This window comes from Cognatiyoonia sediminum (genome assembly GCF_900129845.1).
Lineage (GTDB): Bacteria > Pseudomonadota > Alphaproteobacteria > Rhodobacterales > Rhodobacteraceae > Cognatiyoonia > Cognatiyoonia sediminum.
Genome location: NZ_FQXB01000001.1, coordinates 152,201 through 167,683, shown reverse-complemented (window position 1 = coordinate 167,683; position 15,483 = coordinate 152,201). Strand labels below are relative to the sequence as shown.

General features: G+C 56.9%; 14 protein-coding genes. 2 read left to right on the top strand and 12 right to left on the bottom strand.

The window, feature by feature from the left end:
- Positions 1-26: 26 nt before the first annotated feature.
- The 9 genes from murD to BUA85_RS00810 form a co-directional block, all read right to left on the bottom strand.
- Positions 27-1,424, bottom strand: coding sequence for a UDP-N-acetylmuramoyl-L-alanine--D-glutamate ligase (gene murD / locus BUA85_RS00850; protein WP_072898540.1), 1,398 nt, complete (start codon positions 1,422-1,424; stop codon positions 27-29).
- A gap of 235 nt (positions 1,425-1,659) precedes the next feature.
- Positions 1,660-2,517 carry an aminoglycoside phosphotransferase family protein gene (locus tag BUA85_RS00845; RefSeq protein ID WP_131802750.1) on the bottom strand — a complete coding sequence of 286 codons (858 nt, stop codon included), beginning with the start codon at positions 2,515-2,517 and terminating at the stop codon, positions 1,660-1,662.
- A 17-nt stretch (positions 2,518-2,534) separates the two neighbouring features.
- Positions 2,535-3,617, bottom strand: a complete 1,083-nt coding sequence (gene mraY / locus BUA85_RS00840) for a phospho-N-acetylmuramoyl-pentapeptide-transferase (protein WP_072898538.1) — start codon at positions 3,615-3,617, stop codon at positions 2,535-2,537.
- A 28-nt stretch (positions 3,618-3,645) separates the two neighbouring features.
- On the bottom strand, positions 3,646-5,061 hold the full coding sequence (locus tag BUA85_RS00835; protein ID WP_072898536.1) for a UDP-N-acetylmuramoyl-tripeptide--D-alanyl-D-alanine ligase: 1,416 nt from the start codon (positions 5,059-5,061) through the stop codon (positions 3,646-3,648).
- Positions 5,058-6,554: a UDP-N-acetylmuramoyl-L-alanyl-D-glutamate--2,6-diaminopimelate ligase gene (locus BUA85_RS00830; protein ID WP_072898534.1), complete on the bottom strand. Its 1,497-nt coding sequence runs from the start codon at positions 6,552-6,554 to the stop codon at positions 5,058-5,060. The genes BUA85_RS00835 and BUA85_RS00830 overlap by 4 nt, the downstream gene beginning before the upstream one ends.
- A gap of 24 nt (positions 6,555-6,578) precedes the next feature.
- Positions 6,579-8,363, bottom strand: coding sequence for a peptidoglycan D,D-transpeptidase FtsI family protein (locus tag BUA85_RS00825; protein ID WP_072898533.1), 1,785 nt, complete (start codon positions 8,361-8,363; stop codon positions 6,579-6,581).
- Positions 8,360-8,719, bottom strand: a complete 360-nt coding sequence (gene ftsL, locus BUA85_RS00820; RefSeq protein ID WP_072898531.1) for a cell division protein FtsL — start codon at positions 8,717-8,719, stop codon at positions 8,360-8,362. Before ftsL ends, BUA85_RS00825 begins: the two co-directional genes overlap by 4 nt.
- Positions 8,720-9,700, bottom strand: a complete 981-nt coding sequence (rsmH, locus tag BUA85_RS00815) for a 16S rRNA (cytosine(1402)-N(4))-methyltransferase RsmH (RefSeq protein ID WP_072898529.1) — start codon at positions 9,698-9,700, stop codon at positions 8,720-8,722. It abuts the gene before it with no gap.
- Positions 9,701-9,708: 8 nt separating this feature from the next.
- Positions 9,709-10,203 carry a division/cell wall cluster transcriptional repressor MraZ gene (locus BUA85_RS00810; protein ID WP_072898528.1) on the bottom strand — a complete coding sequence of 165 codons (495 nt, stop codon included), beginning with the start codon at positions 10,201-10,203 and terminating at the stop codon, positions 9,709-9,711.
- Positions 10,204-10,859: 656 nt separating this feature from the next.
- Here BUA85_RS00810 and BUA85_RS00805 point away from each other — a divergent pair.
- Positions 10,860-11,126, top strand: coding sequence for a hypothetical protein (locus tag BUA85_RS00805; RefSeq protein ID WP_131802749.1), 267 nt, complete (start codon positions 10,860-10,862; stop codon positions 11,124-11,126).
- Here the strand turns inward: BUA85_RS00805 and BUA85_RS00800 are convergent.
- On the bottom strand, positions 11,123-12,196 hold the full coding sequence (locus tag BUA85_RS00800) for an Mrp/NBP35 family ATP-binding protein (RefSeq protein WP_072900338.1): 1,074 nt from the start codon (positions 12,194-12,196) through the stop codon (positions 11,123-11,125). The two genes, BUA85_RS00805 and BUA85_RS00800, sit on opposite strands and share 4 nt — an antisense overlap.
- A 255-nt stretch (positions 12,197-12,451) precedes the next feature.
- On the opposite strand from BUA85_RS00800, the gene BUA85_RS00795 reads away from it, so the two are divergent.
- A complete protein-coding gene (locus BUA85_RS00795; RefSeq protein WP_072898524.1) occupies positions 12,452-12,667 on the top strand; it encodes a DUF1127 domain-containing protein in 216 nt (71 codons plus the stop codon).
- A gap of 321 nt (positions 12,668-12,988) precedes the next feature.
- Here BUA85_RS00795 and BUA85_RS00790 read toward each other — a convergent pair whose 3' ends face one another.
- Positions 12,989-14,146 (bottom strand): amidohydrolase, encoded by a 1,158-nt coding sequence (locus tag BUA85_RS00790; RefSeq protein WP_072898522.1) that lies wholly within the window; start codon positions 14,144-14,146, stop codon positions 12,989-12,991.
- A gap of 112 nt (positions 14,147-14,258) precedes the next feature.
- Entirely contained in the window at positions 14,259-15,461 is a 1,203-nt protein-coding gene (locus tag BUA85_RS00785; RefSeq protein ID WP_072900337.1) for an aminopeptidase P family protein, read from the bottom strand.
- Positions 15,462-15,483 lie beyond the last annotated feature (22 nt).

Genomic DNA, 15,483 nt, shown 5'->3' with positions numbered 1-15,483 from the left:
CCCCGGTGGGTCAGCTTACCAAAGGCTTAACGCAACGCCTCTTGCACCAAACGCGCAAAATCATCTCCGCGCTTCTCAAAGCTGTCGTATTGATCGAAGGACGCCGCCGCGGGCGCTAGAAGAACAACTTCCCCCGCCTCTGCATCCGCAACAGCGGCGCCGACTGCGGCCTCCATGATCCCACAAACTTGCGTCTCCACTCCAGTCAGCTGACGCGCGAAATCATCTGCCTCACGACCGATGACATAGGCTTTCTGCACAGACCCAACATGCGGCAACAGCGCATCTAACCCACCATCTTTCTGCAAACCGCCGCAAATCCAGCGGATTTTCTTGAACGCCTGCAAGGCCTTTGCCGCGCTATCGACATTCGTGGCCTTACTGTCATTGACGAACGTCACCCCGTCTCGCTCAGCCACGATCTGAGACCGGTGCGGTAGCCCCGAATAACTGCGCATCGCAGCCTCAATGCCCTTCGGACCAATGCCCAAAGTCCGACAGGCTGCGTATGCCGCACAAGCGTTTTGGTGGTTATGCGCGCCCGGAAGACCAGCAATATCGCGCAGATCGATCGAGGCAACCTGGCGGCCTTTGCGGGTCTCTGCCAGAAATCCTTTCTTGGCAAAAACGTTCCAGCCGTCGCCGCCGAGCTTGCGCTCAACAGAGATTCGCAGAACACAATCATCACCCGCTTCGGCAAGCTGGTTGGCGATATAGCGGCCCTCGTCCTCATCCACACCGATCACCGCGCGATCAGGCCCGCCTTCAGCAAAAAGCCGGCGTTTCGCTGCAAAATACCCTCCCAAACCCGCGTGGCGATCCAGGTGGTCCGGGCTGAGGTTGGTGAAAACAGCGATGTCGGGGGTCAACGCCCGCGCGAGGTCGGTTTGGTAGGAGGACAGCTCCAACACCACCACCTCCCCGTCATGCGCCGGTTCGAGGTCCAAAACCCCGCGTCCGATATTGCCCGCCAATTGCGCGGGGCGACCGTTTTCAACAAGGATATGATGGATCAAGGCTGACGTGGTGGATTTGCCGTTTGAACCGGTGACGGCGATCACCTTGGGCGTGGTGTCAAAATCATCCCAATCATTCGTGGCGTAGGACCGGAAGAACAAACCTATGTCATTATCCACGGGAACGCCTGCGTCCCAAGCGGCTGCGATAACGGCGTTCGGCTTGGGATATAAATGCGGAATTCCGGGGGAGACGATCAGTGCCGACACATCGTCAAATGCGCCTTCTTTTCGAAGATCGCGCAGCTCTAGCCCGTCGTCCTCAGCCGCTTGTTGGGCGGCACTGCTGTCATCCCAACAGACAGCCCGTGCACCACCGGCCTCTAACGCCGCGGCGGCGGCACGGCCAGAACGACCAAGACCAAGCACGGCGACGGTTTTTCCGGTGTATCCTTGAACTGGAATCATGCCCTTCTCCCTTGTCGTCAAAGTGGCGGGGAACGCAAACCAGCGCAAGGGCGCGTTAATAGGGGTTAATGGCGTTGTTTTCCTTATTTCGCTCGTACACCAGCTGTACACAGGGCGTACACAGCCTGTGCATACAGGCGTATGACAACGGAAGGGATAAAGGATGCGGACGGTCTATTGGTGAGAGTGTAACCAGATGTAACCTACTGTCTGAGCCAATCGGCGAACCCGCCATTTACATAGTCGCCGAAAGCTTCAAGAGGAGATCAAGTTTCTCAAAATCACTTTGATGAACCACCTTATGCTTCGCTTTGAACAGGCGGGTCGCGTACAGCACCGTGCTCCACCCGATCAAACGCTCCGGCTGACTGTCGGTTGCTGGAGCCAAAGCATCCGCACGTTTTGTGATACGATCTGAGAATTCTTCGATCGGCCTGTCAGCGTGACCGGCTAATAAACCTTTGCTAAGCTCCGCTGCTGGATCGGCGCGATACACTTTGGGATCGAAGAGCTTTGGGCCTTCAGACGTCAGGATGACATTTTCGTAGTGAAGATCACCGTGAATGACCTGCTCTGTCTGCGTGGTGTTGTTCAGCTCATTGAGCAGGTTCGCGACCTGATCAAGCGCTTTTGCAAATTCATCTGTGATAGTTACCGAGGACGCGACCTTGAGCTTTTGCTCCATCGTTTTGGCCAGTCGCAAATATCGGAACGGAATTTGAATTTTGGCACGGTAGAGCGCCCGCGTGACCTGAGCCAAATAGACATTCGCCTCATCTTCCTGACCGGAGGCACGCAACTCCCCTAGATTTGGGCCGTCCAGCCATTCGACCAAGATCGCGCGGTTCAACGGGCTTGTCTTATAAAGCGTCGGGCCAAGGCCTTTGGGGAGTTTACGATAGAACGAAGCGGCAGAACGTTCGCCAGCGGCATTTAGGTCGCGGTAGACCTTGAGCGCGGCTGGTCCCCATGGCGACGACACTTTGAATGCGATCCGATTTTTCTCGGCGACAAGTTGCTGCTCAAGCGTCAACCCCCAACGTTTTGCAACCTGCGCTGCCTTCCGCTCTAGTTTTGGGTTTGCGCTGCCCATTTTCGGTCCAAGCCCGCTTACCGCACTTTCAAGGTCGCCAAACCAATCATCGCTAAGATCAGCGAGACGATCCAAAACCGGATCACAATTTGTGGTTCTGCCCAGCCCTTCTTTTCGTAGTGATGGTGGATCGGCGCCATGAGGAAAACGCGCTTGCCAGTGGCTTTGAAGTAGAACACCTGGATGATGACGGACAGCGCTTCAACGACGAACAATCCGCCAACGATTGCCAGGACAATCTCGTGCTTAGACGCAACGGCGATTGCGCCCAGCGCGCCGCCCAAAGCCAGCGAACCGGTATCTCCCATAAAGACTGCCGCAGGCGGCGCGTTGTACCAGAGGAACCCCAATCCACCGCCGATCAGGCCCGCTACGATGACGAGCATCTCACCCGTGCCGGGGACGTAGTGAAGGCCGAGAGACGCGGTAAAGTCCACACGTCCAACGAAGTACGCGATGATGCCCAAGGCAGCACTTGCGATCATCACTGGCATAATCGCGAGGCCATCGAGGCCGTCTGTCAGGTTCACAGCATTCGCAGCCCCGACGATCACAATCATCGCGAAGGGTATGAAGAAGATCCCGAGGTTGATCAGAACGTCTTTAAACACTGGAACGGCAAGTTGGTTGGACAAATCAATCGGATGCAGTTGAGCGGCCCAATAACCGGCAATTGCTGCAATCAGCAGACCCAGGGCAATACGAATGCGCCCCGGAACGCCCGCGGTATTCTGCTTTGAAACCTTAGCATAATCGTCTGCAAACCCAATCAAGGCAAAGGACATGGTCACAAATAGCACCATCCAGACATAGCCATTATCCCACCGCGCCCAGAGCAGCGTTGAGGTCAAAAGAGCGCCGACAATAAGCAAGCCGCCCATCGTCGGAGTTCCAGCTTTTGCGAGATGACCCTCCGGCCCGTCTTCACGGATCGGCTGACCTTTGCCTTGCTTGCGGCGCAAGACGTTGATCAAAGGCGGCCCAAAGAAGAAACCGAATAAGAGCGCTGTGAAGAAGGCTCCACCAGAACGGAATGTAATATAGCGGAAGAGATTAAAGAAATCCCCGCCGTCCGACAGCTCTGTCAGCCAATATAGCATTTGCTCGCCCTCTTATTTTTATTGGGGTCTAGCGATGCCCCAGTTTGCGGATGGCGTCAACGACCAAGCTGACTTTGCTGCCCTTAGATCCCTTAACCAACACAACGTCACCCGCGTCGACAAGGGCCGCAGGCTGGCTTGCCAACTCTTGCGCCTGTTCCGCCCACAGGCCACGTTTTTCTTCTGGCAGAGCGTCGTATAGATGCTTCATGCGCGGACCAGCGCAGTGGATCAGGTCAGCAGTTTGAAGGTTAGTATCTTGTGAGAGATCGCGATGCATGGCCATCTCCTCGCCGCCCAACTCCAACATGTCGCCAAGGATTGCGATGCGGCGGCCTTTGATGATGCGACCTACATTGTCGACCGGCGTGGCTGCAGCGAGGATTTCGAGGGCCGCGGTCATCGAGGTGGGGTTTGCGTTGAAAGCGTCATCGATCAAGTCGAGCGTTTCGTCGGTTCTGGCGGGGTCGAGAGTTACGACCTCCCGTGTCCCCCTACCCGCAGGCGGCAACCAGTGTGCGATGTCGAGTGCGGCTTGGGTGGGGTCCGCGCCAAGTGCTTCGACAGATGCCAGAACGCCGACGGCGTTTGAGGCAAAGTGGCGACCGGCAACTGAGAGTTTGAACAAGTAGTCTGCATCGCCATGGGTTGCGCTGATGATTGTGCGGTCGGTGGAGAGGCGCACATCGGTGATCTGCCAATCCGCGTTTTTAGTCCCGAATAGGATAGGCGTCACGCCGATGTCTTTGGCTTTTGTTTGCAAGATCGCTGTCGTCTCGATGTCAGCGTTGAGGATCGCGGTGCCGCCCGCGAGCAAGCCGTCCATGATGGCGGCTTTTTCGTGGGCAATCCCTTCGATGCTTTCAAAGGCTTCGAGGTGTGCCGCGGCCACGGTGGTGATCATCACGACATGCGGCTGAGCCAGATTCGAGAGCGGTGCGATTTCGCCGGGATTGCTCATCCCGATTTCGATGATGGCAAATTCAGTGTCTTGCGGCATCCGCGCAAGTGTCAGCGGGACGCCCCAGTGGTTGTTATAAGAAGCTTCGGCGGCGTGGGTTTTGCCTTGGGGTTTTAGAACCTCTCGCAGCATTTCCTTGGTGGAGGTTTTTCCGACGGAACCGGTGATGCCCATGACTTTCGCATCTGTTCTCGCGCGAGCGGCGGAGCCAAGGGCTTCGAGGGCTTTCAATACGTCGGGGACAATCAGGAGCGGCGCATTTTCCGCAACACCATCGGGACGATGCGTGACCAGAGCGGCGGCGGCCCCTTTTTCGAGCGCTTGGGCGACGAAATCATGGCCGTCGCGGATGTCTTTCAACGCGACAAAGAGATCGCCCATTTGGATCGTGCGGGTGTCAATGGAGACACCGTTCGCCTGCCAGTCGGTTGTGGCCTGCCCGCCTGTGGCTTGGGCAGCGTCCTTCGCGGTCCACAGCGTCATATCCGACCCTCCAACGCGGCGACGGCGACGGAGGCTTGTTCAACATCATCAAAAGGCAGCACGCTGTCGCCGACGATCTGACCGCTTTCATGACCTTTGCCCGCAATCAGCAGAGCATCCCCCACCTCTAGCATGTCGATCCCGCGCAGGATGGCTTCGGCGCGGTCGCCCACTTCGATGATCTGATCCGCTTCGCCCGCTTGCACGGCACCCGCCATGACAGCAGCTCGGATCGCTGCAGGGTCTTCGGAGCGGGGGTTGTCGTCAGTGATGATGACCACGTCGGCGTGTTCAGCTGCGGCGGCTCCCATCAGCGGGCGCTTGGTGGTGTCTCTATCCCCACCTGCGCCAACGATGACGACGATCTTGCCCATCACATGTGGGCGCATCGCCTGCAGGGCTGTTGAGACGGCGTCTGGCGTGTGGGCGTAATCCACGAAGACCGCGGCGCCATTGTCGCGCGTCGCGGCGAGTTCCATGCGCCCGCGCACCGTTGTCAGAGTGTCCAGCGTTTCGAACACGTCGGACGGTGCGGCTCCGGCAGCGATGACGAGACCAGCGGCCAGCAAGACATTGTCGGCTTGGAATCCCCCCATCAGGTCCAGACGCGTCTGGAAAGGTTTGCCTTGCCACGTAAATCGCAGGTCTTGGCCTGTTGCATCGAACCGACGCGCGGAAAGGCGCAGGCGCGCGTCTTCTGACGCGCCGACGCCGATGACCTCTTGCCCGCGCTCTTCACAGATCTTGGCGACCTCTTTGCCTTTGGGGTCATCAAGGTTTACGACCGCCACCCCTTCGGGCGAAAGCACACGGGTGAAGAGGCCCATTTTCGCGTCGAAATACGCATCAAAAGTTTCGTGGTAGTCGAGGTGATCTTGCGTAAAATTGGTGAACCCAGCAGCGGTCAGATGCACGCCATCAAGGCGGCATTGGTCGAGGCCGTGGCTTGACGCCTCCATCGCGACATGAGTGATGGCGTTGGCGGAGGCTTCAGCCAGAACGCGGTGCAGCGTGATCGGTTCAGGCGTTGTATGACGCAAAGGGTGAGACCATGAGCCTTCGACGCCAGTGGTGCCAAGGTTGACGCCCGCAATGCCCAGCGCCTCCCAAATTTGGCGGGTGAAGGTGGAGACGGAGGTTTTGCCATTGGTTCCCGTGACAGCCACAACCGTCGCAGGATGTGCGCCGAACCAGAGTGAGGCGGTTTGCGCGAGGGTTTGGCGCGGGTCTTGCGCTACGATCAGTGCGGCGTCAGATGCGGCGAGGTCTTCGGCGGCAATCTCCGCCCCTTCGGCATCGGTCAATATGGCGCTTGCACCAGCGGCTAGCGCCTTTCCGATGAAACTGGCGCCATGTACGTTGGACCCCGGCAGGGCGGCAAAAAGCGTGCCCTGTCCGGCGTCTCGGCTGTCGACTGTGATGTCGGTGATCGTTGCCTCGCGCCCGCCTTGGGCCGTCAGACCCAGTGCCGCCAGTGAGGATGATTTCGCCATGCCCGCCCTCTTATCCGTGAGGTTTTAGTTTGAGGTCAGTGTTACACCGATGGGCTCAAGAGTTTCAACTTCTGGCCGCATCCCTAGAAGCGGTGCGACGCGGCGGATCATTTCTGCGGCGACAGGTACGGCTGTCCAACCCGCGGTGCGGCGGGGTTCGTCGCCAGAAGATTCGACAGGTTCGTCCAAGGTAACGATCAGCACGTATTGCGGATCATCCGCTGGGAAAACACTCGCGAAGGTCGCGATGACCTTGTCATCGTAATATCCGCCCCCACGCTCGCGCGGCTTATCAGCGGTGCCGGTTTTGCCGCCAACTTTGTAGCCTGCGACCTCACCAAAGGAGGCGGTGCCGCGTTCGACCACTTGGCGCAGCATATCGCGCGACCGAGTGCTGACAGCCTCGCGCACAACGCGATCGCCAGTTTGCACGGTATCCTGACGGAGGAGAGTCGGCTGCACCCGCGTGCCCCCGTTCAGAAGCGAGGCATAGCCTGCTGCGAGGTGCAGCGGTGAGGATGACAAACCATGGCCGTAAGAGATTGTCATCGTTGAGATTTCTGACCAGTTGCGCGGCAAAAGTGGTTTGCCTGTTGGGGCTTCGACCATCTCAACCGTGGTCGGTTCTAGAAAGCCCAGACTGTTGAGGAATTCACGCTGACGATCCGCGCCGATCATATTGGCGATGCGGGCCGTCCCGACGTTTGAGGATTTCACGATGATATCCGTCGTTGTCAGCTCTGGCCCATAGTTGCGGAAGTCACGGATCTTGAACCGACCCCACGTAAGCGGACCGGTCGTATCAATCAGGGTTTCAGGATTGACGAGGTTAAGGTCCATCGCCTGTGCAATGGTGAATATCTTGAAGACGGACCCAAGTTCATACACGCCCTGCACAGCTCGATTGAAGAGCGGGCTATCGGATTGATCGCCCGTTGTCAGAACCGGCGGGCGGTTGTTGGGGTCAAAATCAGGCAGCGACACCATGGAGATGATTTCGCCAGTATCGATGTTCATCAGAACCGAGGTCGCCCCTTTCGCGTTCATGATCGACATGCCACCGGCAAGCACCTGTTCGGATGCAGCCTGAACGGTCAGGTCGATGGAGAGTTCGAGCGGCGCGCCTTCGTTTGCAGGATCGCGCAAGTACGCGTCGAAGAAGCGTTCGACTCCCGCGACGCCGATCACTTCGGCGCTGGCAACACCTTCGCGACCATAGCTTGCGCCGCCGAGGATGTGGGCCGCAATCGGACCATTGGGATAAAGGCGCATTTCGCGCGGACCAAAGAGCAAGCCAGGGCTGCCGATGTCATGCACTGCTTGCAACTGCTCTGGGCTGATTTGCTTGCGAATCCACAAGAATTTGCGGTCGCCGGTGAAATTGGCCAGAAGCTTCTCTTCATCGAGCTCAGGGAAGATATGTGCAAGTTCGGCGGCAGCAAATTCTGGGTCAACCATGTCTTGCGGATGCGCATAGAGGGAATGGGTCTCCAGATTTGTGGCGAGGATTCGTCCATTTCTGTCAACAATATCAGAACGTTGACCAATGATCGGGTTGCCAGCAACAGCCGCGCGTGGTTCTTCCGGCTCAGAGGAAGCCAAAGCCCCCATCCGAATGCCGATTGTCATAAAAGCACAAAAGAACATAGCGCCCAAAACCAATAAACGCCCTTCGGCGCGCAGCCTTGCCTTGTCGCGCATGGCCTCATGGCGGAGACGCTTATTCTCAGCCTCAATGAGAGCGGGATCATCGCCGTTGTCGCGGGCTTCGAGCACGCGGGCGAGCGGGCGGAGCGGTGTGCGGATCATAGCGGATCCTCGTCATTCGAAGGGCCGATGGAATTGACGTCGATCGGGTTGGTGATCGGCAGGATCTCAGGCAGCGGTTCGATAATGTCTTTCACATCGCCAAAGGCATCGGGCATCAACGGCAGCAGGCCAAGGCGATCAAAATTCAGCTCCGCCAAGTCGCGCAGTCGGTCGGGGCGGTTCAAATAGGCCCACTCCGCGCGCAAAATGTTGATCCGCTCATGCGCGGCACCGATCTTGGCATGAAGCAGCCGCGTGTCTTTGATCGCTTGCTGCGTTTTGTAGTTTTCCTGATAGGCCCAAAACCCTAGTCCAATGACCGCCAAAGCCGCGAATACGTAAAGAACGCCCCGCATTTACCTGCCCTTTTTTTGCACCGGCATTCCGATGTCTTTCGGCGCAACTGTTCCCGCTGCTGCCGACGTCCGCCTTGCGACCCGCAGCTTGGCCGACCGGCTGCGCGGGTTCATTTGTAATTCTGTGTCGTCCGCTGAAATGGCCTTGCGGTTGGCAAGGGTCCATGCGGCTTCGTCATGTTGGGTTTCCGGCGCGTAGCGATTGGCGTTGGCCATGCTGCCACTGCGCTTTAAGAAAAAGCGTTTGACCATACGGTCTTCGACCGAATGGAAAGTCACGATGGCCAGTTGCCCGCCGGGCTTGAGCGCCCGTTCGGCGGCCATCATCGCCTCAAAGAGTTCCCCGTATTCGTTGTTCACCGCGATGCGCAACGCTTGGAAGGTTCGCGTGGCGGAATGCGATTGATTTAGTTTTGCGCGTGGAAGGCAACCCTCGACAATCTTGGCCAGCTCCAGCGTTGTCGTGATTGGACGGTTAGCGACAATGGATTTCGCGATACGGCGGGAGGCGCGTTCTTCCCCATAAAGGTAAATAATATCAGCCAGTTCGCCTTCGTCACTGTCGTTGACAAGATCAGCAGCGGAGGGGCCGGATTGCGACATCCGCATGTCCAGCGGCCCGTCGCGCATGAAGGAAAAGCCGCGTTCGGCAATGTCGAGCTGCATGGAGGAAACGCCGAGATCGAGGACGATGCCATCAAGGTCCGACGCATATTCGTCAAGCTTGGAAAATGTGCCTTCTACCAGCTCAATCTGATCGCCGTAATCGGCAATCCAATCCTTAGCCATCTCAAAGACCATCGGATCACGGTCGACACCAATCACCTTATCCGCACCGGCCGCGAGCAATTCACGGGTATAGCCGCCATTGCCAAAGGTGCCATCAAGCCAAGTCCCAGAAACAGGTTGGACCGCTTTGATCAGCGGCCCGATAAGAACAGGGATATGAGCGGCAGAGGAAGTGTCGGGGGCAGCTGACATCGTATCCTCTAAGTCCCTAGCAGGCTGAGCGGATCGAAATCGTCCGGCTTATCAGAGAGCCAGTCTTGCAGGCTGGCGCCGATAGTGGCGTGGAAGGTTTCGGCCTTCCAAACCTCGAAATGGTCGCCCATGCCGCGGAAGAAAAGCTCACCGTCTTTGATGCCCAGCTTTTCGCGCTGTTTCAGAGGCATCACGACGCGGCCGTCTTTATCGACGTCGAGACGCATCGATTGACCGATAATCAGGTGTGACAAGGCGCGCTTGTTCGGATCGCCCTTGGGCATGGCGTTGATATCGGCCATGGTCTTGCGGAATTCTTCGACGGTGTAGGCGTGAAGGGTTTCTTTCAGATGGTCGCCGTAAAGAAGGTATAGACCGGCCTGCAGGCCCGTGGTCCACTCTGGGTCACCCGCTTCGAGCACACGACGAAAATCAGCAGGCACGCTCATACGTCCCTTGCCGTCCACCTTTTGGGTGTATTCGCCTGTGAACCCTAAAGTCACGTTACCCTTTCCACTCCTCGACCCAAAAACAGGGTCCTTTGACGGAAAAGGCGGATTGAACTGCTGCCACTGTTCAATCCGCCGCTCCAGCCCATTAGGGCGAAAGTCCAGCTGCGCGCGCCACCTGGGGGGGATGTCTGCTCGCTCGCGCGCCGGATCCTTTTGTGCGGTAAATTCGGGAGCCTGTATGAAACCTGACTTTTGCCGGTTGGGGTTCTTTTCGCCCCTATTGTTATGTGCCCGTTGTTACCGTGATAGCTTTGTGCCACGGGAAATGTCACCAATCAACAGTTTTTTTGGGATTTCATGGAACTTAATGGCTGAATGAGAGAGGCGATCACTTGAGCATCACGATAATTTGCGGATATATAGCGTAAGTTACCTATATTACAACTATATGTAGTTCAAATGGGGTATTCACAGTTTTTCCAAAAGATCCCAAAAAATCTGTGATGTGATATGGTGTATACCGGAAATTTGTTTCTATATAACCTGCTAGCCATCTAAAATGCAGATAATTTGAGATCAATTCAGGATTGATTCCATATTTTCCCAATCGATATTTAAAATGTTCTCGGATTGGAAACAGACCGTTGTTGGGCCATCAAGGAATTGACACAATTGCCCCCATACGCCACCACGAAGGTGTAAAGCGTGTGAAGGTTAATCGTGTGCGTGTTGTTTGGTTAGTGACTTTGGCAATTGGTGCATTTGCCGTGATCGTGTTCGTTAATGACACGAGCCGTGCCTATAACGATATTCTTGAAAGCATGAAGCGCTACGCCGAGGACAACCCAAGTTTGGTTGTCGAACGAGGAGGCGCGCCGCCGAGCGCGCTGGAAAGCAACGCAGCGCCCTCACAGATCGAAGTCACCCGCGATAGCACTCAAGATTTGACTGCTATTGTTCCGGTTTCGGATTAAGCCATTCCACCATCAATAAACCGTTTCGCCAATTGCGCGTAGGCGTCAGCCATTGGGCCCTCGCCCGCCGCTATTGGGGTGCCGCCATCGCCTGCAAGACGCGTATCGAGATCAATCGGCAAAGCGCCCAAGAAAGGAACGCCGATCTTTTCCGCCTCTGCCGCCACTCCACCATGACCAAAGATCTGAGATTCATGACCGCATTTCGGACAGTGGAAGGTGGACATGTTCTCGATCAGCCCAAGAACCGGCGTCCGCAAGGACGAGAACATATCAAGCGCCTTACGCGCATCAAGCAAAGCCACGTCTTGCGGCGTACTGACGACGACAGCGCCGGTCAGTTGGGTCTTTTGACATAGGGTGAGTTGGACGTCGCCGGTGCCAGGTGGCAAATCGACGATCAGAACATCGAGCTTTCCCCATTCAACCTGCCCTAACATCTGCTGCAGCGCGCCCATCAGCATCGGGCCCCGCCAGACCACGGCTTTGTCAGGGTCTACCATCAAGCCAATCGACATCATCGTGACGCCGTGCGCTTGCAGCGGAATGATTGTTTTCCCGTCAGGGCTGCCTGGGCGCTTGCTGACTCCCATCATGCGGGGCTGACTTGGGCCATAGATGTCAGCGTCAAGCAGACCAACACGCCTGCCCTGTTTCGCCAGAGCGACGGCGAGATTTGAGGATACCGTCGATTTCCCGACGCCACCTTTGCCAGACCCGATCGCAAGGATACGGTCCACACCGGCGACAGGTGCTGGACCTGCCTGCGGCGTTGGATGGCGCCCGACCTTCAGCGATGGCGGCTCAGCAGGCTTTGGAGCGCCGCCATGGGCCGTCAAAACGACCGAAACGGTCTCCACCCCGTCTATTGCCTTAACCGCAGCCTCGGCCGCATCCCGCACTGCGGACAACTGCGCCGCCACAGCTGCATCTGGCGCTTCGATTACGAATTTGACCGTACCGCCTTCAATGCTCAGCGCACGGACATAGTCGACCTCCACCAAAGACTTTCCGTTCGGAAGTGTGATTTTGGACAAAACCGCCAATACCGCGTCGCGTGAGAGAGCCATGTACGTTGTTCCTAAGTCGCGTAAAAACTGAGTGCAGATGTTCCAGCTTTGCACAGAAACCACAAGCCCATACGCGCCATCCATACCGATACGCGCCATTGTAAAGGAACCGCGTCAAACCCCATGCAAAAAGCGCATAGCCGCATTGCAGAAACTTCCATTGTGCACACGCAGCAAAAGCCTATTTCTGGTTGGCAAGGGCACAACGCGCCCTGACATACGAAAAGACGACGACGAGAGAAAAGAGACCTTACAATGGCTTACGTATCAACAACACGCGCCACATCCGTGACCTTCGGTCAGCGGTTCAACGAATTCCGTGCACGCATGGCTGAAGCTTCTGCGCAGCGCAAAACATACAACACAACAATGTCTGAGCTTTCTGCACTGTCCAACCGCGAATTGGCTGACTTGGGCCTTCACCGTTCCATGATCAAGCAAGTCGCTTTGGAAGCCGCCTACGGCAAATAAGTTCCGACAGAGGCCCGATCTCCTCCCTTTTCATATGGGCCTCTGACAGCGCAACACACCTCCTCCTCCCGATGTGACGCGCGACATGACAGACCAGCGGCGCGATATGCCTCCCTTTTGACCACCGCTGGTCTGAAATGAACATGACGCCTCTTCCTCCTCCCTGAGGCGTCCTGTCAAAATGAGAGACCCACCTCCTCCCGGGTTGATCGTTTTGCACCAAGATGGTCCTTCTTCCTCCTCCCTGAGGGGCCATCAGAAAAAGGAACGGCGATGCGCAACTCCTCCCGCGCATCGCCGTTTTTTTGTTTTAGGTATGGTCTATGCGTCGGCTCTAGGCAGGCGGTTCTTCACCAATTGCACATACCAACGCGCCGCTGGCATCAGCGCTTCATCATTGAAGTCATATTCCGGATTGTGAAGGGCTGCGCTGTCGCCATTGCCGAAGTTGAAGAATGCACCCGGTGCGAGGCTGAGCGCTTGGGCGAAGTCTTCTGATGCGCCCATTCGGGGCGCTTCGGCGCTGGTATGCTCCGCCCCATACACTTGTTCTGCTGCTTTCAGTCCGTGGGCCACTGCAGCAGCGTCATTTACAAGAGGGATAAACACGCGGTCATAGGTGACCTGAGCGGTACAGCCGTGTGCCGCAGCAACACCTTTTGCGATCCGGCGCATTGTGGCTTCGATGCTTTGGCTGACCCGATCGTCAAAATGGCGGCAATCGCCTTCAATCACCGCTTCGCTTGCGATGGCGTTTTTGACGTTGTCTCCCGCGATCGATGTCACCGATACGACCGCAAGGTCGGCAGGATCGATGGCGCGCGAGACGATTGTTTGCAATTCGCCCACGATGGAACAAGCGCAGGCGATGGCATCTTGAGAATCTTGAGGTCGCGACGCGTGACCGCCGCGTCCGTTGACAACAATACGAAACCCGTCCTCGGCCCCCATATAGGGCCCCACTTTGGTTTCGAACGAGCCAACAGGCAGACCCGGTTTGTTGTGAAGTCCGTAGATTTCATCAAAGCTCAAATTGGTGCCAAGACCATCACGGATCATGGCCTTCATCCCCTGCCCCCATTCTTCCGCAGGTTGGAAAATAAAGCGAACGGTTCCGTCGAAGTCTTCTGACGCGGCCAAAAGTGCAGCTGCGCCTAACAGCGCAACGGTATGCCCGTCATGACCGCAGGCGTGCATCAAGCCGGATGTTTTTGAGGCATATGGCAGATTCGTGGTTTCATGGATTTTGAGGCAATCCATGTCGGCCCTGAGGGCAATCGTCCGGCCGCCGTGACCACGTTTCAATGTCGCGACCACACCCGTGCCACCGATGCCGGTTTGAATATCCTCAATCCCAAATTCCTTGAGGCGTTCGACAACGAAAGCGGCCGTTTGCTTTTCCTCAAATCCAAATTCGGGGTGGGCGTGAAGATGGCGACGCCATTGGCGCAGTTTTTCGGCCAAATCAGTTGGTTCCAAAAGTCTTCTCCCATTCTGGACTAGGTCGACCGTGGAATGGATAACCCGCGAGGTTCAAGCGAAAACCTGAGACCGCAGCCCAAAAAGCGCTGCGGTCAGCTAGGATTAGAAATTAGCCCACCACGTTATGCTCTGGCCCATAGGGGAAGCCGGTGATGTTTTCGTTTCCATCTTCGGTGATGATCAAGATGTCATGTTCGCGATACCCACCCGCGCCGGGCTGGCCCTCAGGGATGGTCAGCATCGGTTCCATCGAAATCACCATGCCAGGTTCAAGAACGGTATCAATGTCTTCGCGCAGCTCCAAACCGGCCTCGCGCCCGTAATAATGCGACAGCACGCCAAAGCTGTGGCCGTAGCCGAAAGTGCGGTATTGGAGCAGGTTGCGTTCAGCAAAGAAGGCGTTGATCTGCTCTGTCACCTCAGCGCATGTGGCACCGGGTTTGAGAAGGCTCATCCCGTATTCATGTGCGGCCACGTTGGCCTCCCACACCTTCAAGCTGGCGTCGTCGACGGTTTCCACAAAGAGGGTCCGTTCGAGCGCGGTGTAGTAGCCAGAAATCATCGGGAAAGTGTTGAGGCTGAGGATATCGCCGCGTTCCAGTTTGCGGCTGGTGACAGGGTTATGCGCGCCATCGGTGTTGATGCCGGATTGAAACCAAACCCATGTGTCACGGTATTCCGCATCTGGGAACCGGCGGGCGATTTCCAGCTCCATCGCGTCGCGCCCTGCCATTGCGACGTCGATCTCTCGCGCACCTGCTTTGATGGCATCGCGGATCGCAAAGCCGCCAACATCCGCCGTGTTGGCGCCGGCGCGGATCAGATCAATCTCGGCAGCGGATTTCGACATGCGTTGGCGCATGGTGGCGGGCGCGATGTCTTTGGTGGCTTTCGGCGCAAGGAAGGCATTCAGCAACGACATCTGCACGATCGAAAGGTGATCGCCCTCGAACCCGACGACGCGCCCCTCACCCGTCACGGTTTTAATTGCACGCCAGTAATTGTTCCGTTCCCAATCCGTGTAGGTGATGTTGTCACCAAAGCCGCGCCGCCATGGCTGGGCGGCGTCGATGCCTGCGCTGATCGTGACCGTTTCCGTCGCCGTGACCACCTGAGCATAGGGGCGACCGAAGGCGCAATAAAGAAAGCCGGAATAATAGGCGATGTTGTGCATCGACGTCATGACGCAGGCATCGACACCTTGATCGGCCATGATCTGGCGCAGGCCAGCAAGGCGCGCTTCATATTCGGCATCAGAAAATGGAAGGCATTTTTCGCCTTGGTGAAAGCGGTGAAATTGTGGACGGTTCATCCTAGTTTCCATCGTGTCGCGA

What these genes read in the sequence shown, in the direction of transcription:
- murD (WP_072898540.1), bottom strand. Translation starts at nt 1,424, where the DNA reads ATGATTCCAGTTCAAGGATACACCGGAAAAACCGTCGCCGTGCTTGGT.
- BUA85_RS00845 (WP_131802750.1), bottom strand. Translation starts at nt 2,517, where the DNA reads ATGGGCAGCGCAAACCCAAAACTAGAGCGGAAGGCAGCGCAGGTTGCA.
- mraY (WP_072898538.1), bottom strand. Translation starts at nt 3,617, where the DNA reads ATGCTATATTGGCTGACAGAGCTGTCGGACGGCGGGGATTTCTTTAAT.
- BUA85_RS00835 (WP_072898536.1), bottom strand. Translation starts at nt 5,061, where the DNA reads ATGACGCTGTGGACCGCGAAGGACGCTGCCCAAGCCACAGGCGGGCAG.
- BUA85_RS00830 (WP_072898534.1), bottom strand. Translation starts at nt 6,554, where the DNA reads ATGGCGAAATCATCCTCACTGGCGGCACTGGGTCTGACGGCCCAAGGC.
- BUA85_RS00825 (WP_072898533.1), bottom strand. Translation starts at nt 8,363, where the DNA reads ATGATCCGCACACCGCTCCGCCCGCTCGCCCGCGTGCTCGAAGCCCGC.
- ftsL (WP_072898531.1), bottom strand. Translation starts at nt 8,719, where the DNA reads ATGCGGGGCGTTCTTTACGTATTCGCGGCTTTGGCGGTCATTGGACTA.
- rsmH (WP_072898529.1), bottom strand. Translation starts at nt 9,700, where the DNA reads ATGTCAGCTGCCCCCGACACTTCCTCTGCCGCTCATATCCCTGTTCTT.
- BUA85_RS00800 (WP_072900338.1), bottom strand. Translation starts at nt 12,196, where the DNA reads ATGGCTCTCTCACGCGACGCGGTATTGGCGGTTTTGTCCAAAATCACA.
- BUA85_RS00795 (WP_072898524.1), top strand. Translation starts at nt 12,452, where the DNA reads ATGGCTTACGTATCAACAACACGCGCCACATCCGTGACCTTCGGTCAG.
- BUA85_RS00785 (WP_072900337.1), bottom strand. Translation starts at nt 15,461, where the DNA reads ATGAACCGTCCACAATTTCACCGCTTTCACCAAGGCGAAAAATGCCTT.